This is a genomic window from Chryseobacterium paludis (assembly GCF_025403485.1).
Taxonomy (GTDB): Bacteria; Bacteroidota; Bacteroidia; order Flavobacteriales; family Weeksellaceae; genus Chryseobacterium; species Chryseobacterium paludis.
This window is the reverse complement of the sequence record NZ_CP099966.1, coordinates 4642027-4665601: the sequence shown is the minus strand read 5'-3', so window position 1 is coordinate 4665601 and position 23575 is coordinate 4642027. Positions and strand designations below refer to the sequence as shown.

Genomic DNA, 23575 nt, shown 5'->3' with positions numbered 1-23575 from the left:
GGTGGTTTTTTGTTTTATTTTAATTGAACAGTTAGTTTAAGATACACTACTGAATTCTTAAATATCATTCATCTCTCTATAGCAATTTATTATTGGTTACAAATGCCAATGCTTCTGAGATATTAGTTACCTGCATTTTTTCAAATAATTTCCTGCGATGAAATTTTATGGTATCAGGAGAAACAAAAATTTTCTCTGCTATTTTATTAATGGTGTAACCTTGTGCGTGATATCGTAAAACATCCAGTTCCCTTTCCGTTAATTTTATTTTTTTCTCGTTTCTCCATACCCCTTCCTTAGTATCATATCTCCAATAATCATTCGTACCTTGTTTAGAAATGGTAATATTTCCGGAATTGGTATTTGTGGAAAGGGAAACTACACCCATCGCTTTCCATATCTTCCCTTCTTCTGTAAGAAAAAGTGGAGTCAATTTCTGATTTACTAAAAAAGCCTTATTATTATTCAACAAGTGAATATCATAAGAAAGCGTATAGTATTTTCTCTCATCAGCCGGAATCTTTTCATAGAACTCAAATCCTATCTGGTTAACTTTTGATAATAAATCTGCATCACTTTTCTGTACATACTTAAAATAAAAATCATATCCCATATTCTTGACTTCTTCGGCAGTATTCCCACAAAGGAATAATGGATTTTCGGAAACATATTCAAAATTCCTTTTTTGATAGTCAATAATATATACACTCATATAAATTGCCCTGGAAAATGCATCTGTCACTTCCAGATAATTACTCGATTGTGAAGTTTCTTCACGCAAGACCCCCTTGACTTTAGTTTCAGAGAAAAAAAAGTCATTAAAAATTTCACTCATAAATTTAAGTTTGGTTATAGTTTTTTCATGATTAATTTAATTTAAATGATAATTCTACACTAAAGTGTAGCATTCAGTTAAATCAATCCATATAAATTTATGAAAAATAATTCCCATGAGCAAGACATCTTTACATAAATCAATTCACAATTATTTGAAATTAAAATTGACTGTAACTACTGACAATATTATATGTTCTTATAGTCCGAAAATAAATACATTTCACTGTGAAGAGTATTATACGTACAAAACAGTATAAAATGAAAAACACTATTCTTTTTTATACAATGAAAATAATCTAGCAATCTTTTTAAGATACACACCAGTCTTCTCTTTCATTTTTACTAAAAAAAAATAAAATGAGATAGATGTTAAAAATATTTTCTTGCAAGAAGAGACCGACGAAGGGGCTAATGTCTATAAACTTTGAACCATAAAAATCATTTTAAAAATTTATTATCATGAAAAAAGCAAAATTTAACGCAAAAGAGTTCTTAAAGGTAAAAACTCTTTCTCCACTTGAGCAAAATCAATTAAGAGGAGGATTCGGTGAAGCAGCTGACGCAGCTGACAACGTAGTAGTAGTACGTGTAGTACGTGTAGTACAACAAGTACAACGAGTTATCGGCTTGTAAAATGAATAATGTAATAGAGAAATTTATTTTCTCTATTACTTTTTTCCACCATTAATACATTTTAATATGAATAATAAAGAGTTTAATAAAGAGTTTTGGGAAAACTTTATTGCTACCAATAAAAACTTCACCCAAACCTGTGTAATCAAAGACGTCATTCCGGAAGATTTAATTAAAAAATTAAAAGACGCAGTGGTGGACGGCCTTGTTAATAGATTTAAAACAAAAGACCTCGATGGTTTCAGACTTTATTTTCCTTCTCAAGGGAAAGGTAAAGAAAATGCTGACTTCATTGATGAATTATATAAAAATCCACCTCTTGAAAATGAAGAAATCATTGAATACTGTAACAGAGTTTTCAAAGAAAAATTTGGATTGATCATCAATTTTCTGGAGAGACATTCTAATTTCATATCCAAAGAATTACGATTAATCACTGAGCCTTTGCTTGAAATCATTGGCATTCCTGCAACAGGAGTAGATGTAACTGTATTTATAGGAAATTACGGATGGACACCTCTTGGAATTCATCAGGATCATAAAGGAGAAAATGTTTTACATTTCCATTTAGGCCCTGGTGATAAAACAATGTATATCTGGGATCAGGAAAAATACAAAGATCTTACAGGTACAAAACATAATAATTTTGAAATAGAGCCTTTATTGGAACATGCTGAAAAATATGATTTTGGAGCAGGAGATTTATTTTTCATGCCTTGGAACAAGTTTCATATAGGTAAAAGTGATGATCTTTCTGTAGGGGTAACTTTTTGGTTCAACAATCCATCAAAAGTAAAATTCTTTGATAGAATACTTAATACCTTCTACAGAGATTATATTGATATTAATAAGGATATCATTGAACCACAACACAATTTCCTGGAAAACAATGAGACATTCGATGAATTTTTGTCTATTTTGAAAATCGACGAAGAAATACTTAACGGATCCACAAGATCATTCTTCAAATATTTCTACGATGAGTTTAAGCATGGATTACTAAGTAATGCTGGTTGGCAGGCACCACCTCAATCGCGGGAAAAAGAAGACAGCTATAATATTGATGATTACGAATTCCTTCTTGAAAAGGAAATTTACACCAATAATCCTTTTAAAATGATCTACAAAATAGATGAAGCTAAAGATATGTTCTATCTATTTGTAAGAGGGTCAAAAATAGAAATGAGATATCATCCCGAGTTAATAAATATCGTTGATCACCTTAACAGCCATGAAAGCTGGAAAGTAAGTGATTTACTAAAAGATCTAGAAAAAGAATGGCCTGTGGAAGCAGGATTATACTTCCTTTCAATGATCTATGATAAAAAAGGAATTGAAATAATAGGAGAAACTCAAACTGTGAAACAAACTGAGGATATACTACTAGAAGAAAAATAATGAAATTTATCCCTCAACATGATAAAATGGACTGTGGCCCATCGTGCCTAGCTATGATAACTTCTTATTATGGCAAAGCATATGGGCTTCAGTACTTACGTGATACCTGCTTTATTTCCAGGGAAGGTGTTTCTATCCTGGGGATCAATAATGCTGCCGAAAAAATCGGTTTTAAAACAATAGCAACACAATTATCTATTGAGGATATAAAAGACGAATTTTTACCCTGCATTTTACATTGGAATCAAAATCACTTTGTTATTCTTCTAAGAATATCAAGATCTTTGTTCAGTAGAGAGAAAACATATACCATTGCCGATCCTGCACATGGAATCCTGAAACTTAAAGAAGAAGAGTTTAAAAAGTCATGGTTAAAAAACACAGATAAAGGAGTCGCTCTTTTACTGGAACCCACCGAGGCATTCTTCCAAAGAAAAAATGTACCTGACAAAAAAATATCTTTGCAGTACCTATCCAGTTATCTAGGTCCTCATAAGAAACAGTTTGCCTGGTTATTTTTCATTCTTTTAATGGGAACTTTAACAACTCTGGCCTTTCCTATTTTAACTCAAAAACTAATTGATGAGGGAGTAAGCAAGAAGAATTTAGGAATTATCACTTACATCCTTGTTGCTCAACTTGCCTTTTTTGCCGGCAATATAACATTAGGAATATTCCGGAACTGGATCATGCTATATGTTGGTAGTAAGCTCAATATCAAAATTATTTCTGATTTTCTAAAGAAGTTGATGAGTTTACCTATCAAATTCTTTGAAACAAAATTCATGGGTGACTTTAATCAGAGAATACAGGATCATGAAAAGATAGAGCTGTTTTTGACTTCCAACAGTCTGGTTACCATTTTTTCGATGATCACATTTTCGGTATTTTTTGTAGTCTTATGGACTTATGATTTCCGCATTCTAGCCACGTATTTTATTCTTACTGTACTTTCTATAGTATGGTCATTATACTGGCTGAAAAAATTAAAAGTTTTAGATTATTATCGCTTTCAGGAGAAAAGTGAAAATCAGGAATCCATTTATGAGATCATTAATGGAATATCCGAAATGAAACTTAATGAATTTGAAGATTATAAGCGTAACGAATGGGAGCAAATTCAGAAAAAGTTATTTACCGTTAATCTTAGAATTTTAAAGATTGATCAAATTCAGCTTTCAGGATTTGAATTTATTAACCAGCTGAAAAATATTATTGTGATGTTCTTATCAGCTTCTTTTGTAGTAAAAGGGCATATGACATTAGGTGCATTATTAAGTGTTTCCTACATTATAGGACAAATGAACCCCTTGGTAAGTCAGTTAATAACCTTCTTTCGTTCTTTACAGGAAGCTAAATTAAGCTTATCCCGACTCCATGAAGTTCAAAACCACCCTGAAGAAGAATCCGAACAACTTATAGGTCTTGATCATGAAAAATATGCTAAGAAAAATGGAATAGAACGAGGTATATATCTGAAAAACATGTCGTTTCAATACGAAGGACCACAATCCCCATATATATTAAAAGACATTAATCTTTTTATTCCTGAAGGAAAAGTTACAGCTATTGTTGGTGCAAGTGGAAGCGGAAAGACTACATTGATGAAAATATTGTTGAAATTCTATGAACCTGTTGAAGGGGAAATCTATTTTAATCATGCCAATCTAAAAGAAATATCACCACGTGATTTACGAAGAAACTGTGGTGTCGTAATGCAAGATGGTCATATCTTCTCAGATTCCATTGAAAGAAATATAGCAACAAGTGATGAAGTCATTAATGAAGATAAATTAAAAAGAGCTTTACAGATTGCAAACATCCAATCATTTGTAGACGACTTACCACTTGGTTTAAAAACTAAAATCGGAGCTTCAGGAAATGGCATTTCGGGGGGACAAAAGCAAAGGATCCTTATTGCAAGAGCGGTTTACAAAGAACCCCACTTTATTTTCTTTGATGAAGCAACCTCTGCGCTGGATGCAGAAAATGAAAAAGTAATTCATGATAACCTACAGGAATTCTTCAAGGGGAAAACGGTTGTAATTATAGCCCATCGTCTTTCGACTGTTAAAAATGCAGATCAGATCATTGTATTAAAACAAGGAAAAATCATTGAACAAGGAAATCATCAGTCTTTGGTTGAAAGAAAATCAGATTATTTTAATCTAGTCAAAAATCAACTCGAACTGGGAGCCTAATATTTTATATTAAAAAAAACAAAAAGCCGAATCTTAAGATTCGGCTTTTTATTATGATCAGAAGGGTAATTTATAATTATATCCTATTTGAAGAAGGTAAGGTAACTGAGGTTTCGTTTTAAGATCCTGAGACACTATACTCCCAACTTTCAAATAAATTTCCTGATTACTAAATGAATACCCGCCTTGAACTGAGGCATAGAAGTTTCCTCCTGTTGACGGTTCGTACCATCCATCTTTTACTTCGGGATAAATCTGTCTGTAATGATCGGAATGTTTAAAATGAGTGACAATGGCTTTATCAAAACCAACTTCCACACCTGCAAACCATTTGGGGCGGTAATATCCTATAGTACCGGACATATCCAATCCAAAATTCATAAGCTGTATATTTTCATTTTCATATTTTCGAAAAATCCCTTGAGCTTTAGTCGAGAACTGTAAATTTTGGATTTTCAGCCATCTTACATTCGCTCCTGCCTTTACTTTAAAATCATCAAACAACCGATCACCTGCAGGTACTGAGATTTCCACATTAGCAATAGTAGGAAACAATTTACTATTAAATTTATACCCATATCCAAGTCCAACCACAGCTCCGTACTCTGCACCGATATTAGCATTAAGAATATGCCTTTCACGATCAATAAGTGCCCCCCAATTCACAGTCTGTGACTTTACCACACTAAACATCAGGCTAAAAAAAGCTATGTTGATATATAATTTATTATTTCTCATTTTTAAAGACTGTTGATAAAGTTGATCATTCTTGGTTTTGTCTGAGAGTTCCATGCATTTTGATTGGTAATAATACCGTCATGTCCTACTCCTGAAATTTTTACCCGTTCTATATGATTATAAGTTGAAGTTACTTTTTGCGCCCAGGAATCCGGATATGCTTTATTTCTTTCACTGTAAAAGAACAGTACAGGAGCATTGTAATCCTGTAAACCTTTAGAAAAATCAGATTTGTATTGATCTCCAACCTCAAATAAAGCATCCATAACCACTGCTCCACTCCTCCAACTCATACTTGGATCAAAATCTCCTTCTCCGGTAATATTGTTCTTTGAGCTCAACATGGACATTTTATAATCTAGTACTTCATGTTGGTCATCTTTCCCGGAAATAAACTGATCTAAATAGGTTGCATCGTTAAGGATTTCACTCCATAACTTAAATGACCTTGATTCTTTTACATAATCTTTAATATCATCCCACTTTAACCCGCCAGGTTCACATAAAATAAGACCTTGAACAGCATTTGGATATTTCCCGGCATATCCTGAAGCTAACATGGCACCCCAGGAATGTCCTAATAAAATTACTTTTTGATTTGGAGTTTTCTGATAGTAGGCAATTACAGATTTCAATTCCTCATACATAAGATCAGGTGCTTCTGCTCCCAACGATGTGTAGGACTGTTTGGAAAAACGTTGTGATAATCCAGAACCTCGCTGATCATAAAATACAACCCGATATCCCTGGGCTGCAAGATCTTTACAATTCAGAAGATATCTATAATCCCCTCCTGGCCCACCATGAAGAGCAATAATAAGAGTCCCGTTTTCAGGTCCGAAAGCTTCAGAATGAAGTAGTGTACCATTAGCATTAATTGATGGTAAGGAAGAATCCTGGTCCACCGTTTTAGGTACGAGGTTCCCCGGCTCATCTATAAGCCGCCCATCTGTACAGGAAAATAACAGTGTGAAAATTGCAAAAGAAACCACCAGGGCATTCTTTTTTCTTAATGTTGTCATAGTATCGGTTTAAAATGTTTGATGCAAAGATTCATCAAACCCGAAACTTACACGCTCCATTAGGAAAGTTGGTTCATAAAAAACAGAGAACACAAATGACTATATAACAACAACTTATGAAATATGAAACTCTTCCCTGAAAATTGAACCGTAAAAAATAAGAATTAAAAAGTTTTTTGATATTCTGTAGGGGTAACTCCAGTATATTTTTTGAAATTTCTGTTGAAGGATGTTTTAGAATTAAAACCGCATTCAAAAGCAATGGCCAGAAAAGTATATTGCTTACTATCCGGCTGTATAATCTTATGCATGAATTCTTCTATCCTTTTTTCATTAATAAGCTCATAGAAGTTTTTATTTTCTTTGGAGTTGATTACTTGTGAAAGATAGTTGGGGTGAACTTTAAGCAATTCCGCCAGTTCATTTAAAGTAAGATTAGGATTAATAAATGGCTTTTCTTCGTTTAAGACGATGAGTAATCTTGTATGTATATCTTCAATACTTTCCTTTGTCAGTCCAGATTTCTGATATTTCTTATCCTGAGAATCTGTAACATTTACAATTACCTCTACAACTTTTTCGGCACTAAAAAAAGAATTGGACTGATTGAAAACCTGTACTTGTTTTATACCAAAATAACCTAACCACATAATAAAAATCACTACTGCACCATAAATGATATTGGCATTCTCGTTAAAGAGAACCAATCCCCAGATCATACCAATCCAGATGATAAGATACAGCAGCCAATTGAAGTTTATTCTTTCAGTATTTGAAAACTGCTGAACCATATTTTTCCGAAATTTATATAAAATAAGAAAGGAAATAGCTACATAAACAATACCTGAAATATAGATACCATACAATCTTAAAAGCATTTCAACATTAAATCCTCTTCCTTCATGTTTAAAAATATTCAATCTTTCGTTAAAAGAAGCAGTATAAAATGATACAAATAATAGATTGCAAATTACAAAGGGTAGAAAATGCAGTAACTGTTTTAATGAAAAAGGATTCGGAGATGTTTGTTTTTTTACATACAGATATAAAAACGGACCGTAGACAAGTGGAAGCGTAAATCCCAGAAAGACAAAAGAAGGGTATTTTGCATATTGACCGGTAAGAAATAAATAATGTGCTAGTAAGTTTATTCCAATTACCAGAAGCCACCCGCTTAAAATAAAATCTGCAGAACTTTTACCTTTCTTTGTAAGCAAAAGAAATGTCAAAAAGAAAGCAATAAATATCCCGGAAAGATAAAGCATAAAGAGCTTTTATTATTTGTTATAGCGCTAATAAATTTTAATCGTCTAATTCACAAAAATAAAGAATAACTTCCATGTAATGATGACAAAAAAAAGAAAGGTTTGCTTAATCTTATCAATGTGAAATTTAGCTTCGGTTCTTAAAATTAGTTAATGTAAGATATCCGAAGACTAAATTCGGAATCTATATCTCGAAAAATACCTATCTTCGCCTACAAATTTTAATCGAATGAAGAAGCTTATCTCCGGATTTTTTGTTTTTCTCACTGTCATTCTTTTTGCACAGGAATCTATCCAATTTCAGGATCTGCCATTTAAAGATCTTGTTGCTAAGGCTAAGAAGGAAAACAAGATAATTTTTATAGATGCTTATGCCTCGTGGTGTGGACCATGCAAGCTGATGGAAAAAAATGTTTTCACTAAAAAATCAGTAGGAGATTATTACAATGCCAATTTTGTGAACGCCAGGTTCGACATGGAAAAAGGAGAAGGAAGGGAAATTGCCGCTAAATATGGTGTTCGTTCCTATCCTACTTACCTGTTTCTTAATGGTGATGGAGAATTGGTCTCTCAGAATCTTGGCTATATGGAAGAAAGTATTTTCTTAACAATGGCACAGGATATTAACTCCCCAAACAATAAAAAAGGATCTTTAAAAGATCGCTTTGCAAATGGTGAAAAAGACCCGGAATTTTTAATTAATATTATGAAATTAAATTCCACATCAGATTTTGATTTTGCAAAAAAAGCTTCTGAAAGATATTTTGAAAATAAGAAAAAAACAGAGGAGCTCTCTAAAGATGATATAGGATTCTTATTATTCTTTCTAAAATCTGTTGAAGATCCAAATTATAAAATTTTCACTTCTAGAAAGGCTGATATCATTAAATACCTTCCCGAAGAAACCTATAAGGAATTTGACCATCAGCTTATATTATCAAAAATAGTTGTTCAATCTATTGATGAAAAAAATAAAAGAATCAACGAAGATTATTTTTTAAAAACAGCAGAACCTTTGGTTGGAAAATATGATGCTGAAGTAAAACTTAATCAAACTAAGCTAAGCTACTACGAGCAAAATGCTAATTATCCTGAGTATGAAAAAGCTGCCTTAGAATATTACAAGAATTCGGATTCATTTGAGCCCAATCAATTATTGAAAGCTGCCTGGATCTTCTCTGAACATATTAAAAATACTTCATCATTAAAAAAGGCTGTTGAATGGGCAGAAAAATCCGTCATGAGAGGAGAAACATCTGAAAACACTTTTATTTTGGCGAAGCTTTATTTCTTAACAGGAAATAATGATATGGCAAAAACGTATGCTGAAATGTCAAAAAATATGGCAACACAAGCCAATAAAGATGCTACTTTGGCTGAAGGATTACTTAAACAAATCAAATAAATTTCATGAAGTACAAAATTTTAGCAGGTTTTCTTAGTCTACTTTCTATAGGAAATCTATATGCACAGGAAACAGAAAAGAATTTAGAACCTATACAGGAAAATGGAAAAAGTTTGTATGTAAAAGGCAATGCTCTTTTACTTCCAGTAGGAATACTGAATGCAGGACTAGAATATCAACTTGGCAAAAAATACACTTTACAGGGTGATGTTTTTATTTCTCCATGGAAATCTTTTGCAGGCCATGAATTCCAATACTATTCAATTTCTTTAGAAGGCAGATATTATTTTGATGAAGCCTTTAAACATTGGTATGTAGGAGCTAATCTTTCTGCTGCTTCTTTTGTATTACAAAAATGGAATTATTGGGGAAACGGCACATACACTAATGACAGAAATGAAAAATTTAAGAAATCCAATCTCTATCAAAAAGGCCTTTCTGTAATAGTTGGTGTCACTGCCGGTTATCAGTTCCAACTTTCTGAAAACTGGAACCTGGATGTTTATGCCACGGTAGGAACATCACAGGATTACTACAAAGGCTATGACCGCACTACAGGAAAACGTTATGATATAGCGCGTGAATATAATAAAAGTGGTGAGGTACTTCCTTACAGAGGTGGTATTATGATTTCGTACAAAATAAAATAATGCAATGAAGCTATTCGGAAAAAATCATATCATCATTTTGGTGATCACCTTTGTCATTCTTTTCTTGATGAATTACATCGGAAATGATGCACCTGATAAATTACAAAGGGCTATTATGACGGCCTTTGCCGGAGTAGTTGGTTTATCTATTGGGCTTTTTATCCTTAATAAAGGTAAAAATGATAAGAATCCGCCGCAGGATTTTGATTAGTTTTCGTAGACAATATATTTAGCTCTTACTTTTTCGAATTTTTCCAGGTCTGATTTCCAGGAAGCTTTGATTTCTGCAATTGATTTGCCTGCGATTATCTGTTTTCTGAATTCATCAGTTCCTGATAAAGTGTCGAACCATAAATTTTTAAGGAAAAAATCCTGTTGTGGATTTTTATAGTTTTTATATGCTTTGATCACCCATTCCAAATTCAATTCTCTTAAATCTGTTGTGTAGTTGGATAAGTTTTCACCATAACATAGCTGTCCATTAAGAAAAGGATCTTTAGCTCCATAATTAGGCTTTGGAGTAAATTGATAAGGCAGATTCTTCGTCCAGGGTGAACCATATACCTGAAAAGGGTTATCCGTTCCTCTTCCAACAGAAACCTGGGTTCCTTCAAAAAAACATAAGCTAGGATATAAATTTATCGCTTTATCATTAGGTAAGTTAGGAGATGGCTTATCGGAAACTGAATATCGATGTTTTTTATGATAATTCAACATTGGAATCAACGTATATTTTGCCTGTATTCCATTTTTCATCCACTTTTCACCATTTACCATTTTTCCATATTCGCCAATTGTTAAACCATATACTACAGGAACCTCATGCATTCCTACAAAGCTTGTCCATTTTTTTCTTAAAACGGGACCATCTGTATAACCATCATGTGGATTTGGACGGTCTAACACCATTACCTCAACATTATTCTCTGCAGCAGCTTCCATAAGATAAGTTAGTGTTGAAATATAAGTATAGAATCGGACACCAACATCCTGAATATCAAAAACTACAATATCAATTCCTTTCAACTGATCAGGTTTTGGCTTTTTATTATTTCCATATAGAGAAACAATAGGCACTCCTGTTTTAGCATCTACTCCATTTTTCACCGTTTCTCCGGCATCGGCATTTCCTCTGAAACCATGTTCAGGGGCAAAAATGGCTTTTATTTTAATATTATTTTTTACTAGGAAATCTACCAAATGACTACGATCTTTCATCAAGCCTGTTTGATTGGTGACAATACCAATTGTTTTTCCTTTTAATAATGGTAAATAAAGCTCAGGCTGGTCTGCACCAGTCTTAAAATCATCTTTAGTTTGATTCTGAGAATAATATTGGTTGAATACTCCTAAAAAAATTAGGCAAATAAGAAGTAAATTTTTAATTTTGAGATCTAAATTCATAAGCTTGAACTTTCCTTTATATTTCTCTAGAAAAATAGCGTTTTCCAAAGATAACAAAAATAATCTTTCAAGGGTTATCATCTTCATAGGCAGGCTTTCTGTGGCTCTAGGAATCATTGTTTCATTAATTACCGTATCAACAGGTTTCGGTTCAAAAAAAGCGATCAAAGAAAGACTTGCAGATTTTAGTGGGCATATTACTGTAAAATCCACACGATCAAATTCATCATACAATACTTCCGTTCTTGATAAACAGGGCCTAAATATTCAAAAAATAAAAGCGCTTCCTGATGTTGAAAGCGTTCAAAAATATGCTATGGTTACTGGTATTATGCGTAATGAGCATAATTTCGCCGGGATTATATTTAAAGGAATAGGTAAAGATTTTGACAGTGCCCGCTTTAAAAAATTTTTAATAGCAGGCAGGACTCCAAAAGTAACAGAAGAAGGTTATAACCATGGGGTTACTATTTCTCAAAAGATTGCCAATGATCTGCATTTAAAAGTTAAGGACAGCATTGTTACTATATTTTCAAAAGCTGATCAGAAACCTATTTATAGAAAATTCGAAGTCGTTGGAATTTACAGGACTGACATTAAGATGATTGATGAACAGTTTGTAATTGGCGGAATTAATCATGTAAGAAAGATTCAGGATATGAAACCTGATGATATAGGGGGACTGGATATTTTCTTTAAAAACGTTAATGATATTGATAGTGACTTTCCAGAAATTGAAAAATTAATCGGTTATAAGAACTACGCTGAAAAAGCAACTGAAAAGTTTCCCCAAATTACTGATTGGATAAGCATTTTTGATACTAATATCGCTTTGATCATCATTATTATGCTCATCGTCGTGATCATTAATATCATCATGGTTCTCTTAATCCTTATCATTGAAAGAACAAATTCTATTGGTTTATTAAAAACTTTGGGAGCAAGTAATTCCCAGATAAGAGCTACGTTCATTAATTATACCTTGATCATCATGGTTCCTGGGCTTTTATATGGAAATATTATAGGGCTGGGCTTATTATTGTTACAGAAGTTTTTTGGAATTATAAAGTTGAATCCTGAAAATTACTATGTAAGTACAGTTCCTGTTGACCTCAACCCTATTGCCATCATTTCAATTTCTGTAGGAATATTGATTATCTCTGCATTAGCATTGATTGTTCCAAGTTATCTGATCAGTAAGATTTCACCAGTTAAAGCCATTAAATACAATTAAGCTTAAATCATTTCTTATTCTTAAAAACAGAGTAAACGAATTATATAGGAAGTCCAAACTATATTATAATTGGTTCATTTTACTTTGAGGCAAACTTTATAAATAATTTTAAAGCTGTATCTTTGCAGGGCTTATAAAACAAGTATGAAATACGCAAAAAATATTCTTGAAACTATAGGAAACACGCCACTAGTAAAACTTAATAAGGTTTTGGGTGAAGACTTTCCCGCATTAGTTTTAGCCAAAGTTGAAACTTTCAATCCTGGAAATTCTGTAAAAGACAGAATGGCTCTTAAAATGATTGAAGATGCCGAAAAAGACGGCAGATTAAAACCCGGAGGAACCATTATTGAAGGTACTTCTGGAAATACAGGAATGGGATTAGCTCTTGCAGCTATCATCAAAGGCTACAAATGTATTTTTGTAACCAATTCCAAGCAATCAAAGGAAAAATGTGATATTCTCCGTGCGGTGGGAGCAGAAGTTATTGTTTGCCCAACGGATGTAAAACCTACAGATCCTCGTTCTTATTATTCAGTTTCCAAGAGACTGGCTAAAGAGACTGAAAACGGATGGTATGTTAATCAATATGACAACTTATCCAACAGAGCAGCTCATTATGAATCTACGGCTCCTGAAATCTGGGAACAGACAGAAGGAAAACTTACTCATTTTGTAGTGGGCGCCGGAACAGGAGGTACCATTACCGGATGTGGAAAATTCTTTAAAGAAAGAAATTCAGACATTAAAGTAATTGGTATTGATACTTACGGTTCTATACTAAAGGAATTCCATGAAACAGGTGAACTTCATTATGATCATGCTTATACCTATATTACAGAAGGAATTGGGGAAGATATTATTCCTGAAAACTATGATATGTCTGTTATCGATCATTTCGAAAAAGTAACAGATAAAGACGGTGCTATTTACGCAAGAAAGCTGGCTAAAGAAGAAGGGATCTTCTGTGGTTATTCGGCAGGAAGTGCGATGGCTGCGTTAGTACAAATGAAAGAGCAGTTTACTAAAGATGACGTGATCGTTGTTTTACTTCATGATCACGGTTCAAGATATGTAGGAAAGATCTATAATGATGAATGGATGAAAGAAATGGGTTGGTTAGATTAAACGATAAATAAAAAAATCAGAGCTGTTTGCTCTGATTTTTTTATTTTATATTTTTCTTTACAGCCTGTATTAATATGTTATAATCCTGTTTAGTCATTGACTTCTGAGGAAACATATAATTATATTTACCTTCCAAAGAAATATAATCCTCATTGATATCAGCTGTTGTGAATTCTTTCCATGTACTGAGTTCATGCTGATCATTAAGATTAACATTAAAAGTTTCACTGTTAAATCTTATTTCATAAATGCTTGCTTTTTCAAGTGATTTTAAATATCTGTTCACTTCTTTTTTCCATCTCGATACCTTGTTGATGGCTACTGAAAGATACACAGCACAAAGAAGGAAAACAAAGCTTATGAAATATAGAACTCCAAAGCTTTCCTGACTTAAATTTCCTTTTAGACAAAATGTTATAAAGAAAATAAGGGCAACAATAATCGTGATAATTGTTTTGCTTTTGGTTGTAGGTGAAAAAAATAAACTTCCCTGATTTCCTTTAAAGTAAATCTCTTCGAAATCCTTTCTATTTACATTTAGCCTGATCACTTTTTCGTCACTCATTTCGTGAAAGTATTTAATTTGTTTGAAGATTGCAAAACTAAATTAAATATCTTCATAATGAGCATTTATTGCAGAAAGTTTAGTTAAGAGATCTTTATTCTTTTGTTTAAGATCCGCCATTTTCTGAAGCATGTCGTGAATAACCTCTAAACCAGGCAGATTAATTTCAAGATCATAATGCCAATTGGTAAACCTTTCAAAAGCTGGCAGATCTTCATACAATAAATATCGTACATCATCTTCTGTCTGCACCCGAAGCAGGCCATATTCTACCAGTTCATCAAAAAAAGTAATCTCTATATTGTATATTTTTACGAGTTCCTCTCGTGATATCTTCTCGTCCATGGTTTAAGAATTTTTAAGTTGTTCAAAAAGTTCTTTTTGCTTATCGGTAAGATTTGTTGGTAATTTCACTTCATAGGTTACAAACAAATCACCAAAATGCCCCTCTTTTTTATACACCGGAAATCCTTTTCCTTTTAATCTTACTGTTAATCCACTCTGAGTTTCAGGTTTTACTTTTAGATTGACAAGACCATCCAATGTATTTACTTTTACATCTCCTCCTAAAACAGCGGTATACAAATCAACTGACACTTTTGTCTTAAGATCATTCCCTGCTCTTTCAAAATCAGGATCTGGTGGAATACTGAATGTAATATATAAATCGCCTGATGGACCACCGTTAATGCCTGGATTTCCATGGCCTTTTAATTTAATCTGCTGTCCATCATATACTCCGGCAGGAATTGTTATTCTTACCTTTTTACCATTGATCTCAAAAGTCTGTGGGTGTGTTTTAGCAGCATCTTTTAGCTGTAAATTGAGCTCAGCCTGAACATCCTGTCCTTTGAATTTCCCGGAAGCGCTTCCACGAGAGCTTCTCCCAAAGCCTCCACCTTGTCCAAACATGCTTTGAAAAAAGTCTGAAAAATCTTCACCTTCTCCAAAATCAGCCCCTGAATATCCACCCCCATAACTTTGACCTTGATTTTGATATTGTCTTTGCTGTTGTTGAGCTTTCTCATATTCTTCACCATGTTTCCAGTTTTCACCATATTTATCATATTTGCTGCGGTTCTCAGGATTACTAAGAACTTCATTAGCTTCGTTCAGCTCCTTGAATTTTCGCTCAGCCTCTTTATCATCAGGATTAAGATCGGGATGTAGTTTTCTTGCCAGCTTCCGATATGCTTTTTTGATATCATCCTGCGTGGCTTTTTTATCTACGCCCAGAATTTTATAGTAATCTATATAAGCCATAGAAACGTTTATTTACTCAAATTTAGAAAAATTAAGCCTGAAAATTATATAATAATATGTTAAAAATAAACCTATCTTTGATAAAAAGCAGCGCATGAAAGAGGTATTTAAAAACTACTCAGGAATTTTACTTTTACTATTAGGAATCATAGTTGGAAGCATCATCGGCATTACTGCACCCGGATTTGTTGGATACATTAAACCTCTTGGGGATATCTTCCTTAATTTACTTTTTGTGAGTGTTGTTCCATTGGTATTTTTTGCTGTATCCAATTCAATAGCTTCTTTAGAACAACAGTCAAAGTTTGGAAAAATCATCGCTGTGATGTCATTTACTTTTCTGTTCTTTATACTTACTGCGGCTATTTTTACCATTGGCGCTGTTTATCTTTTTCCTATGTCTCCTATTTCAGGAAGTTCGCAGATCATATCTGAAGGAACGGATAATGAGACCTGGGGTAACAGGATTGTCAGCTTCTTTACCGTGGGTGAGTTTACAGAGTTGTTTTCCAGAAAAAACATGCTTGCCTTGTTGATATTTGCTTTTCTTACTGGTTTTGCGGCCAGAAAAACCGGTGAAAGCGGAAAACCATTCAGAGCATTTATAGCTTCAGGATATGAAGTGATGAAAGAATTGCTTATGCTTGTTATGAAACTAGCACCAATAGGTCTGGGAGCTTATTTTGCTTATCAGGTAGCTACTGTCGGACCTCAGCTTTTCGGATTTTATGGCAAACCCCTGGGAATCTATTATATTGTAGGGACTATTTATTTCTTTATATTTTTCACGTTGTATACTTTCATAGCCAATGGGCGAAATGGAGTTAAGAGTTTCTGGAAGAACGCTCCCTATCCTACACTGACTGCATTAAGTACCTGCAGTAGTTTTGCAACAATGCCTGCGAATTTACAGGCTGCTTCAAAAATTGGTATTCCAACCTCAATAGCCAATCTTGTTATTCCGATCGGTACTACTTTACATAAAAATGGTTCTTCTATATCTTCAATTATTAAGATCTACGTAGCATTTTTAATCATTGGAAAGGACTTTTTCGAACCTTCAAATCTGATTTTAGCACTGGGGATTACTGTTTTTGTAAGTATTGTAGAAGGTGGAATTCCTAATGGTGGCTATATTGGTGAGCTGCTGATGATTTCTGTTTACAAATTGCCACATGAAGCAATTCCTGCGGTAATGATTATTGGAACATTGGTAGATCCCTTGGCTACAGTTTTAAACGCTGTCGGTAATGTCGTCGCAGCTATGTTTGTAAATCGGTTTGTGAAGGTCGATAGCTGAAAGATTTCTGTTAAAATATTTCTAAGAGGATTTATATTAAACTCGAGCAGATTTTGCAGGTCGAGCAGATTTTATTTCTGTTGTTAAGATCTTATTCACTGCGCTTCACTGGTTCCAGGTTTTCATATTCTTCAGGAGTGAAAAGTTTATATTCTACTTTAAAGGTTTTACCTAATGGTGTTTCCAAAGAAAAACCTCCCGGACCAAAACCATCTGTAACATCTAATGTAAAGTGGGAGTACTTCCAGTATTCGAACAGATCGCGATCGATCCAAAATTCATGGCCGTTGATGGTTCCAATCATTGCATCATTCATCCGTGGATAGAAACCGCCTTTTTCAAAACATTGGGGCTGGGTTCCTTCACAGCATCCACCAGATTGATAGAACATGAGATCACCATATTTCTTTTCTAATTCCCAAATGACTTCAAGTGCTTTTTCTGTAGCAGACAATCTGGATATTTTTGTTTCCATTTTTTTAGTTTTGAATTAATTGCAAGGTGTATTTTTCTGTTTTTAAGACGCACTTCCCATTAGTATAGCTATCTCTTATAAAGTTAAACAAACCTGACAAAACAAGTCCTGTCAGGCTATATTAACTTAAAATATTAATTGGGTTCACCAATTTATATGATTCTAAAATAATACTGAAAAAGCATTAACATTACAATTTTGCGTGAGGGATAGTAAGGGCGGCGAGGAACGAGCCGGTGCGAAACGCAATGAAGCACCGAAACGAAGTGAAGCCCTGCATAGCCCGACCGTTTTGTCCCGCTGTTAAAGCGGGACAAACGGGCACGCCCTAATATTTAAAAAATTAAAAGAAACCTAATTTATTTTTGTTGTAAGAGATCAGCATATTTTTTGTCTGGCGATAGTGATCCAACATCATTTTATGATTTTCTCTACCAATTCCCGATTGTTTATATCCTCCAAATGGCGCTCCTGCCGGATAAGAATGATATTGATTTACCCAAACTCTTCCTGCCTGAATCTGACGTGGAATGTTATACAATTGATGGGCATCTCGCGTCCAAACTCCCGCTCCAAGGCCATAAATAGTATCATTCGCAATTTTTACAGCTTCTTCTTCATCCTTGAAAGTGGTGAAAGCCAAAACAGGTCCAAAGATTTCTTCCTGAAAGATTCTCATCCTGTTGTTTCCTTTGAAAATTGTGGGTTGGATATAATATCCACTTTCTAAACCTTCACCAACATTATTTACATCCCCACCCACAAGAATTTCTGCACCTTCTTCTTTTCCTAATTTAATATAGGATAAGATCTTATCTTTTTGAATCTGGGAAGCCTGAGCTCCCATCATTACTGTTTTATCCAAAGGATTTCCAACTTTAATAGCTTTTACTCTTTCAATTACTTTTGCAATAAATGCATCTGCAATATCTTCCTGAACCAATAATCTTGAAGGACATGTACATATTTCACCCTGATTAAGTGCAAAAAGAACGGCCCCTTCTATTGCTTTATCCAGGAATTCATCATCAGCAGCCATTACAGAACTGAAAAAGACATTCGGAGATTTCCCACCAAGTTCCAATGTAACAGGAATAATATTTTCTGTAGCATACTGCATTACCAAACGACCCGTAGCTGTAGAACCTGTAAAGGCCGCTTTTGAAACTTTAGGATTTGTCACTAAAGCTCTTCCTAGTTCTGCACCAAAACCGTTTACAATGTTTACAACACCCGCAGGTAATAGATCACCAATAATTTCCATTAAAACCATAATAGAAATCGGGGTGCTTTCTGCAGGTTTTAAAACCACACAGTTTCCAGCAGCTAATGCCGGAGCCAATTTCCAAATAGCCATCAATAAAGGAAAGTTCCATGGAATGATCTGTGCGATTACTCCCAAAGGTTCATGAACGATAAGAGAAACGGTATCTTTATCCAGTTCATTGTGTGAACCTTCTTCTGCACGAACGACAGACGCAAAATAGCGGAAATGATCTACTGCAAGAGGTAAATCTGCTGCAAGAGTTTCTCTTACCGCTTTCCCATTGTCAATTGTTTCTACTATGGCAAGATATTCAAGATTCTGCTCTATTCTATCTGCAATTTTATTCAGCATAATACTTCTCTCAGTAGACGAGGTATTTTTCCACGTTTGAAATGCTTTATGAGCAGCGTCTACAGCAAGCTCCAAATCTTCTTTGGAGGAATGGGCTGCCTGTGTGAAGTTTTTTCCATTAACCGGTGATACCACATCAAAATATTGTCCGTTAACCGGAGCTGTAAACTGACCGTTGATATAATTATCATATTTACTTTTGAATTCAGGCCACTGTAAAGTAGTTTCTGATTTTTGTTCTGTTATTGTGCTCATATTAGTATTTATTTTAATTTTTCTGTAAAGCCAAATTACACTTCCGAACCAACAACCAATAGCACAATCCTATAAAAAAACTTCAAAATAGTGCACGACCCGAATTTTATACTTTTTTAACAATACCCTCATTTTATATTTTCTTATATTTGATAGAATGGGCCTTAAACATGTTTAGAAATGAATAATAATAAATTTTTATTAAATACTCCTGAACTGAAAAAAGAAAATCAGCTGATGAGCCTAGTTGAAAATCAAACGAAATTCAATCTAAACAACTGTGAATTTAGCATCTATGAAACCCATAAAGCAGCCTTTGATGTAAAACTTCATTTTGACACCATTGCTTTTACGGCTATGTTGAGAGGAAAAAAACACATGAAGCTGGAAAACAAAACAGGCTATTTTGATTATTTTCCAGGGGAAAGTATATTAGTTGCTCCGGGAGAAACAATGGTTATTGATTTTCCTGAAGCGGATGAAACGCCCTCACAATGTATTTCTTTAAGTTTAAATCCTGATTTTATAGAAGATTCGCTCAATCATTTAAATTATACTCTGCCTAAAGTAGATGAAACTTCCCAATGGAATATTCAATTGGACGAATATTTTCTTTTTAACAATAAATCTCTTGCGTCTGCTACCAACAACATTATGAGAATCGCCATGGATGATAATTCTCAAAAAGATATTATGGCGGACTTTGCTTTAAAAGAACTTTTGATACGACTCATGCAAACTCAAGCCAGAAGTATGGTGGAGAAAAATATTGCTAAAAATAAATCGAGGATAGGTTTTGCTGTAGATTATATCAAAAAAAATCTTCATCAGAAATTATCCATTGACAGTATTGCAAAACTGGCTTATGTCAGCAAATCGAACTTTTTTAAAATGTTTAAAGATGAATTAGGGACTTCGCCCAATGATTTCATTCTTCAGGAACGAATCAACAGAGCAAAAGAGTTACTGGCTGGTCAAAACAGTATTAAAGAGACCGCTTATCAAACTGGTTTTTCGGATACCAATTATTTTACAAGGGTATTTAAACAATTGGTGGGTGTGACACCTAAGAGCTATCAGAATAAGATTATTTTTTTTGATTAAATTAATAGCACTACTATCACTTCTTCTTTATCTTTTAGAAATACGCTGTATGAAACTTTTAAATATTACTGTCAGCCTATTACTTTTTTTAAGCAATATGTACAATTCTCAAACTTCCGGAAGAAAGTTTCAGATCTCCTCTGATTTACAGCAGATCTCTTTATGGCCAAAAAATAGAATACCCGATCAACCCGGTACAAGAGGAGCAGAAATAATAACCTATAAAGGATCACTTACCAATATATCTACACCAAGATTAATTGTCCATCGTCCTGAAAGCCCAAACGGTACAGCTATATTGGTCATCAGTGGCGGCGGGTATGCTCATATTGAATTAGGAAAAGAAAGTACTCCAACATCGAAATGGTTGCAGTCAGAAGGAATTACAGCTTTTGAACTTATTTATAGGCTACCACAAGAAGGTTGGAAGACTACTAATGTTCCTTTTGAGGATGCTCAAAGAGCCATGCGACTGATCAGAAGCTCGGCTAAAAACTATGAAATTGATCCTCACAAAATAGGAATTCTAGGGTTTTCAGCAGGAGGACATCTGGCTGGAATGATCGCAACACAGCCTAATAAAAAATTTTATACACCCATCGATGCTATAGATTCACTATCCGCAAGACCAGATTTTGTAGGATTGATCTATCCGGTTATTTCAATGCTTCCACCCAATAATAAAACCCACGCTTTTAAAAGTATTCTTGGAACTAATCCTTCTATTTCTGAAGAAGTTGCATTTTCAGTGGAAAGACAAGTGAATGCTCAGACTCCATCAACTTTTTTAGCTCAGGCAATTGATGACCCTATTTCTCCTGTGGAGAATAGTACACTAATGAATAATGCCTTAAAGAAAGCAAATGTATCTGTTGAAATGCAGTTGTTTCAGAATGGTGGGCATGGTTGGGGAATGGGGAAGAAAGGGAGTGAGGTGGCGGCGTGGCCGGGGCTTTTTAGGAGCTGGATTGAAGTTGGGAAATAATACTTTATTTCAAGTGTTTTAAAGAATTATTAAAAAACCAGTACAAAGCACTGGTTTTAAACTTTTAATTAACATTTTTTTTCCTTTTAAAAATGAACTTTTTATTATCCTTTATAATAATCAAAGTGTCACTATTAGCTTTTTTTATCATTCTAAAAGGAAGATTAGTTTCTCTCCAATAAATAGGAAATTGATTATTTGAAAAAGTATTTGGAATTAAAATATTTTTATTATTTAAATCTTGAGTCTGATAAATAAAATTATACTTTTTGTCTACATAATATTTCCCATCTATATTGAATTCATATCCAATATTATACAATCCTTCTCCACTCAATAGAGTATCAAAAGAATAATCATTAAAATCACGGAGGCTTTTATCCTTTTTATCTGTACAACTAAAAGTGAGTAGAATGCATAAAACAACTACAATGATTGCATAATAATAATTCATAATCTTATTTTTGTAATATTGACTTTAATTTAATAAATCTATCAGCTGACATTGTTCTGTTAAAATTAACATCTATATCGGGAACAGCGTCTATTTCAACATTTACAGATAATACATAAATTTTAGCCATCCTTTGAAACGTCCCGCACTAACTTAATCCTCTTTTTACAGGCACAATTGTATTCTGCATAAACAACACCTCTGAATAGAGATGTTTTTAATGAGTACTTTAAATAATAACTTAGCTCTGATAGGTATAATATCTCGCTCCTTTCGATAATGGATTTTCAAGTTCAACTGAGTCTAATCCAAACCCTTTATAATTTTGATTAATGGATTGGTCCAATTGTTTTCTATGTAGTTTTTCATAGATTTCGAAATTAATTGGAGTTCTATTTTTCAAGCTTTCAAATAAATTCCATTTGGAAACAACTTTTGTCCAGTTTGCAGAAACCTTTCCTGTAAATACTTTAGATTTTGATCCACTTCCATAGCCTAGAAATCCTATTTCTTTTCCTGTCAGATCTTCATCTTCATTATAAGAAGTTTGTAAAGCAGAGAGTAATGCCATAAAGATGGATGCTGTATACATATTTCCTATTTCTGAAGATGCACGTTGTGTCTTTTCAATTTTCTCATTGATGAATTGTAGATAACTTTCAGATTTGGCTACTGCCTTTTGGTCTTCCTGAGTTTCGTAGCTCAGGCCATTTTCTAAACTGTAAATTTCTGTAAACACCCTTTTACCATGAAATGCATAGGGAAGATGGAAGATCAAATACCTCCAGTCTGTATAAGGTTTATCCTTGCCACTAATTTCTTTATAATGATGATAAGCTTCTCTGATCCGATCCTGATAACACTGATTAGAATACTGTCCATCAAAAACAGGTTCATCCGTGAATATTTCTATCTTATCAGAAAAGGATTCCGGGGCATCTTTCAGATTTTCTTTTTTATAGTGACGTCTGGGTTTGAAAAAATCGAAAACACTTTCTGTGGCTACTCCCCATAGATTTTCAATTTCTAACAGATCCGGTTGGGAAGAAACTAATAAAGCTACCGCTCCTCCACCTTGCGTATATTCACCAGAAGAAGCCAATTCATATTTTGCATAATCACTGGCAATAACAATTGCTTTTTTATCAGGGTTTACTCTTACAAAATCCAGAGAATTATGTAGTGCATCTACAGCGCCAACACAAGCAAATGTCATATCAACCACATCGCAGTTTTTAAAACACCTTTCACCATAATCTTTTTCCAGCACTTTTTCAACCATCTGCATTGCGTAAGATGCTGTTGGCTTCGCAGCATCTAATGCACTTTCAGTTCCCAGATAAATTCTAGCTATATTTTTAGGGTCAAGATGGTAATCTCTTATTAATTTCAATAACGCCTCGGCGGCAAAAGTAGCTGCATCTTCATGAACATCAGGAAAGCCCATTTTATTTAATCCTAAACCTTTTTCTAATTTTGCAGGTTCAATTCCTCTTACTTCAGCTAAATCTTTTATTTCCAAATATAAAGAAGGTGCATAGTAACTCGCCGCTTCTATTCCAAAACTCATAGTATTCAAATTTTATACGAATTTAAAAAAAAGCACCCGTTTTATTACTCTTATATTATCTTGTTTTTAAA

Annotated in this window: 23 protein-coding genes; 11 read left to right on the top strand and 12 right to left on the bottom strand. The window is 33.8% G+C overall.

The genetic code is table 11. The annotated features are described in order from the left end of the window. Positions 1–76: 76 nt before the first annotated feature. The gene (locus NG806_RS21230; RefSeq protein ID WP_214832169.1) at positions 77–835 is read right to left on the bottom strand and encodes a response regulator transcription factor; all 759 of its coding nucleotides are present in this window, start codon (positions 833–835) and stop codon (positions 77–79) included. Positions 836–1296: 461 nt separating this feature from the next. Here NG806_RS21230 and NG806_RS21225 point away from each other — a divergent pair, with 461 nt between their 5' ends. The 3 genes from NG806_RS21225 to NG806_RS21215 all read left to right on the top strand — a co-directional run bounded on the left by NG806_RS21225 (position 1297) and on the right by NG806_RS21215 (position 5069). Further along, a complete protein-coding gene (locus NG806_RS21225) occupies positions 1297–1470 on the top strand; it encodes a hypothetical protein (protein ID WP_214832171.1) in 174 nt (57 codons plus the stop codon). A gap of 66 nt (positions 1471–1536) precedes the next feature. Beyond that, the gene (locus NG806_RS21220; protein WP_214832173.1) at positions 1537–2868 is read left to right on the top strand and encodes a hypothetical protein; all 1332 of its coding nucleotides are present in this window, start codon (positions 1537–1539) and stop codon (positions 2866–2868) included. Then, positions 2868–5069 carry a peptidase domain-containing ABC transporter gene (locus NG806_RS21215; RefSeq protein ID WP_261511259.1) on the top strand — a complete coding sequence of 734 codons (2202 nt, stop codon included), beginning with the start codon at positions 2868–2870 and terminating at the stop codon, positions 5067–5069. Before NG806_RS21220 ends, NG806_RS21215 begins: the two co-directional genes overlap by 1 nt. A 57-nt stretch (positions 5070–5126) precedes the next feature. Here the strand turns inward: NG806_RS21215 and NG806_RS21210 are convergent, their stop codons facing one another. The 3 genes from NG806_RS21210 to NG806_RS21200 form a co-directional block, all read right to left on the bottom strand. Beyond that, positions 5127–5807, bottom strand: coding sequence for a hypothetical protein (locus NG806_RS21210; protein WP_214832177.1), 681 nt, complete (start codon positions 5805–5807; stop codon positions 5127–5129). Positions 5808–5809: 2 nt separating this feature from the next. After that, positions 5810–6829 carry an alpha/beta hydrolase gene (locus NG806_RS21205; RefSeq protein ID WP_261511258.1) on the bottom strand — a complete coding sequence of 340 codons (1020 nt, stop codon included), beginning with the start codon at positions 6827–6829 and terminating at the stop codon, positions 5810–5812. 164 nt (positions 6830–6993) lie between these two features. Further along, positions 6994–8094 carry a helix-turn-helix domain-containing protein gene (locus NG806_RS21200; RefSeq protein WP_261511257.1) on the bottom strand — a complete coding sequence of 367 codons (1101 nt, stop codon included), beginning with the start codon at positions 8092–8094 and terminating at the stop codon, positions 6994–6996. Between the two features lie 229 nt (positions 8095–8323). On the opposite strand from NG806_RS21200, the gene NG806_RS21195 reads away from it, so the two are divergent. Genes NG806_RS21195 through NG806_RS21185 form a run of 3 tightly spaced genes read left to right on the top strand, consistent with a single transcriptional unit; the run spans position 8324 to position 10360 of the window. Beyond that, a complete protein-coding gene (locus NG806_RS21195) occupies positions 8324–9499 on the top strand; it encodes a thioredoxin family protein (RefSeq protein WP_261511256.1) in 1176 nt (391 codons plus the stop codon). Between the two features lie 5 nt (positions 9500–9504). Further along, positions 9505–10149 (top strand): DUF3575 domain-containing protein, encoded by a 645-nt coding sequence (locus tag NG806_RS21190; RefSeq protein WP_261511255.1) that lies wholly within the window; start codon positions 9505–9507, stop codon positions 10147–10149. Between the two features lie 4 nt (positions 10150–10153). Continuing rightward, complete coding sequence (locus NG806_RS21185) at positions 10154–10360, top strand: hypothetical protein (protein ID WP_214832187.1); 207 nt, start codon at positions 10154–10156, stop codon at positions 10358–10360. On the opposite strand, the gene NG806_RS21180 is transcribed toward NG806_RS21185, so the two are convergent. Beyond that, the gene (locus NG806_RS21180; protein WP_261511254.1) at positions 10357–11553 is read right to left on the bottom strand and encodes an exo-beta-N-acetylmuramidase NamZ family protein; all 1197 of its coding nucleotides are present in this window, start codon (positions 11551–11553) and stop codon (positions 10357–10359) included. The genes NG806_RS21185 and NG806_RS21180 overlap by 4 nt on opposite strands. 4 nt (positions 11554–11557) lie before the next feature. Between NG806_RS21180 and NG806_RS21175 the strand changes: the two genes are divergently transcribed. Both NG806_RS21175 and NG806_RS21170 read left to right on the top strand, forming a co-directional pair. Then, positions 11558–12787: an ABC transporter permease gene (locus tag NG806_RS21175; RefSeq protein ID WP_214832191.1), complete on the top strand. Its 1230-nt coding sequence runs from the start codon at positions 11558–11560 to the stop codon at positions 12785–12787. Between the two features lie 144 nt (positions 12788–12931). Next, positions 12932–13915, top strand: a complete 984-nt coding sequence (locus NG806_RS21170) for a PLP-dependent cysteine synthase family protein (protein ID WP_214832193.1) — start codon at positions 12932–12934, stop codon at positions 13913–13915. A gap of 40 nt (positions 13916–13955) precedes the next feature. On the opposite strand, the gene NG806_RS21165 is transcribed toward NG806_RS21170, so the two are convergent. Genes NG806_RS21165 through NG806_RS21155 form a run of 3 tightly spaced genes read right to left on the bottom strand, consistent with a single transcriptional unit; the run spans position 13956 to position 15743 of the window. Next, positions 13956–14480: a hypothetical protein gene (locus NG806_RS21165; protein WP_261511253.1), complete on the bottom strand. Its 525-nt coding sequence runs from the start codon at positions 14478–14480 to the stop codon at positions 13956–13958. A 42-nt stretch (positions 14481–14522) separates the two neighbouring features. Then, the gene (locus NG806_RS21160) at positions 14523–14825 is read right to left on the bottom strand and encodes a chaperone modulator CbpM (protein WP_214832203.1); all 303 of its coding nucleotides are present in this window, start codon (positions 14823–14825) and stop codon (positions 14523–14525) included. Positions 14826–14828: 3 nt separating this feature from the next. Beyond that, on the bottom strand, positions 14829–15743 hold the full coding sequence (locus NG806_RS21155; protein ID WP_214832204.1) for a DnaJ C-terminal domain-containing protein: 915 nt from the start codon (positions 15741–15743) through the stop codon (positions 14829–14831). Positions 15744–15837: 94 nt separating this feature from the next. Here NG806_RS21155 and NG806_RS21150 point away from each other — a divergent pair, with 94 nt between their 5' ends. Next, positions 15838–17043 (top strand): dicarboxylate/amino acid:cation symporter, encoded by a 1206-nt coding sequence (locus NG806_RS21150; protein ID WP_261511252.1) that lies wholly within the window; start codon positions 15838–15840, stop codon positions 17041–17043. 91 nt (positions 17044–17134) lie between these two features. Here the strand turns inward: NG806_RS21150 and NG806_RS21145 are convergent, their stop codons facing one another. Then, complete coding sequence (locus NG806_RS21145; protein ID WP_261511251.1) at positions 17135–17518, bottom strand: DUF779 domain-containing protein; 384 nt, start codon at positions 17516–17518, stop codon at positions 17135–17137. 343 nt (positions 17519–17861) lie between these two features. After that, the gene (locus tag NG806_RS21140; RefSeq protein ID WP_261511250.1) at positions 17862–19391 is read right to left on the bottom strand and encodes an aldehyde dehydrogenase family protein; all 1530 of its coding nucleotides are present in this window, start codon (positions 19389–19391) and stop codon (positions 17862–17864) included. A 180-nt stretch (positions 19392–19571) separates the two neighbouring features. Here NG806_RS21140 and NG806_RS21135 point away from each other — a divergent pair, with 180 nt between their 5' ends. Together NG806_RS21135 and NG806_RS21130 are read left to right on the top strand one after the other, a co-directional pair. Then, positions 19572–20495: a helix-turn-helix domain-containing protein gene (locus tag NG806_RS21135; protein WP_214832212.1), complete on the top strand. Its 924-nt coding sequence runs from the start codon at positions 19572–19574 to the stop codon at positions 20493–20495. Positions 20496–20544: 49 nt separating this feature from the next. Beyond that, on the top strand, positions 20545–21480 hold the full coding sequence (locus tag NG806_RS21130; protein WP_261511249.1) for an alpha/beta hydrolase: 936 nt from the start codon (positions 20545–20547) through the stop codon (positions 21478–21480). Positions 21481–21544: 64 nt separating this feature from the next. Here the strand turns inward: NG806_RS21130 and NG806_RS21125 are convergent, their stop codons facing one another. Together NG806_RS21125 and NG806_RS21120 are read right to left on the bottom strand one after the other, a co-directional pair. Continuing rightward, complete coding sequence (locus NG806_RS21125) at positions 21545–21934, bottom strand: hypothetical protein (protein WP_261511248.1); 390 nt, start codon at positions 21932–21934, stop codon at positions 21545–21547. A 241-nt stretch (positions 21935–22175) separates the two neighbouring features. After that, positions 22176–23504 carry a hydroxymethylglutaryl-CoA synthase family protein gene (locus tag NG806_RS21120; protein WP_261511247.1) on the bottom strand — a complete coding sequence of 443 codons (1329 nt, stop codon included), beginning with the start codon at positions 23502–23504 and terminating at the stop codon, positions 22176–22178. Positions 23505–23575: the final 71 nt, after the last annotated feature.

What these genes read in the sequence shown, in the direction of transcription:
- NG806_RS21230 (WP_214832169.1), bottom strand. Translation starts at nt 835, where the DNA reads ATGAGTGAAATTTTTAATGACTTTTTTTTCTCTGAAACTAAAGTCAAG.
- NG806_RS21225 (WP_214832171.1), top strand. Translation starts at nt 1,297, where the DNA reads ATGAAAAAAGCAAAATTTAACGCAAAAGAGTTCTTAAAGGTAAAAACT.
- NG806_RS21220 (WP_214832173.1), top strand. Translation starts at nt 1,537, where the DNA reads ATGAATAATAAAGAGTTTAATAAAGAGTTTTGGGAAAACTTTATTGCT.
- NG806_RS21215 (WP_261511259.1), top strand. Translation starts at nt 2,868, where the DNA reads ATGAAATTTATCCCTCAACATGATAAAATGGACTGTGGCCCATCGTGC.
- NG806_RS21210 (WP_214832177.1), bottom strand. Translation starts at nt 5,807, where the DNA reads ATGAGAAATAATAAATTATATATCAACATAGCTTTTTTTAGCCTGATG.
- NG806_RS21205 (WP_261511258.1), bottom strand. Translation starts at nt 6,829, where the DNA reads ATGACAACATTAAGAAAAAAGAATGCCCTGGTGGTTTCTTTTGCAATT.
- NG806_RS21200 (WP_261511257.1), bottom strand. Translation starts at nt 8,094, where the DNA reads ATGCTTTATCTTTCCGGGATATTTATTGCTTTCTTTTTGACATTTCTT.
- NG806_RS21195 (WP_261511256.1), top strand. Translation starts at nt 8,324, where the DNA reads ATGAAGAAGCTTATCTCCGGATTTTTTGTTTTTCTCACTGTCATTCTT.
- NG806_RS21190 (WP_261511255.1), top strand. Translation starts at nt 9,505, where the DNA reads ATGAAGTACAAAATTTTAGCAGGTTTTCTTAGTCTACTTTCTATAGGA.
- NG806_RS21185 (WP_214832187.1), top strand. Translation starts at nt 10,154, where the DNA reads ATGAAGCTATTCGGAAAAAATCATATCATCATTTTGGTGATCACCTTT.
- NG806_RS21180 (WP_261511254.1), bottom strand. Translation starts at nt 11,553, where the DNA reads ATGAATTTAGATCTCAAAATTAAAAATTTACTTCTTATTTGCCTAATT.
- NG806_RS21170 (WP_214832193.1), top strand. Translation starts at nt 12,932, where the DNA reads ATGAAATACGCAAAAAATATTCTTGAAACTATAGGAAACACGCCACTA.
- NG806_RS21165 (WP_261511253.1), bottom strand. Translation starts at nt 14,480, where the DNA reads ATGAGTGACGAAAAAGTGATCAGGCTAAATGTAAATAGAAAGGATTTC.
- NG806_RS21160 (WP_214832203.1), bottom strand. Translation starts at nt 14,825, where the DNA reads ATGGACGAGAAGATATCACGAGAGGAACTCGTAAAAATATACAATATA.
- NG806_RS21155 (WP_214832204.1), bottom strand. Translation starts at nt 15,743, where the DNA reads ATGGCTTATATAGATTACTATAAAATTCTGGGCGTAGATAAAAAAGCC.
- NG806_RS21150 (WP_261511252.1), top strand. Translation starts at nt 15,838, where the DNA reads ATGAAAGAGGTATTTAAAAACTACTCAGGAATTTTACTTTTACTATTA.
- NG806_RS21145 (WP_261511251.1), bottom strand. Translation starts at nt 17,518, where the DNA reads ATGGAAACAAAAATATCCAGATTGTCTGCTACAGAAAAAGCACTTGAA.
- NG806_RS21140 (WP_261511250.1), bottom strand. Translation starts at nt 19,391, where the DNA reads ATGAGCACAATAACAGAACAAAAATCAGAAACTACTTTACAGTGGCCT.
- NG806_RS21135 (WP_214832212.1), top strand. Translation starts at nt 19,572, where the DNA reads ATGAATAATAATAAATTTTTATTAAATACTCCTGAACTGAAAAAAGAA.
- NG806_RS21130 (WP_261511249.1), top strand. Translation starts at nt 20,545, where the DNA reads ATGAAACTTTTAAATATTACTGTCAGCCTATTACTTTTTTTAAGCAAT.
- NG806_RS21125 (WP_261511248.1), bottom strand. Translation starts at nt 21,934, where the DNA reads ATGAATTATTATTATGCAATCATTGTAGTTGTTTTATGCATTCTACTC.
- NG806_RS21120 (WP_261511247.1), bottom strand. Translation starts at nt 23,504, where the DNA reads ATGAGTTTTGGAATAGAAGCGGCGAGTTACTATGCACCTTCTTTATAT.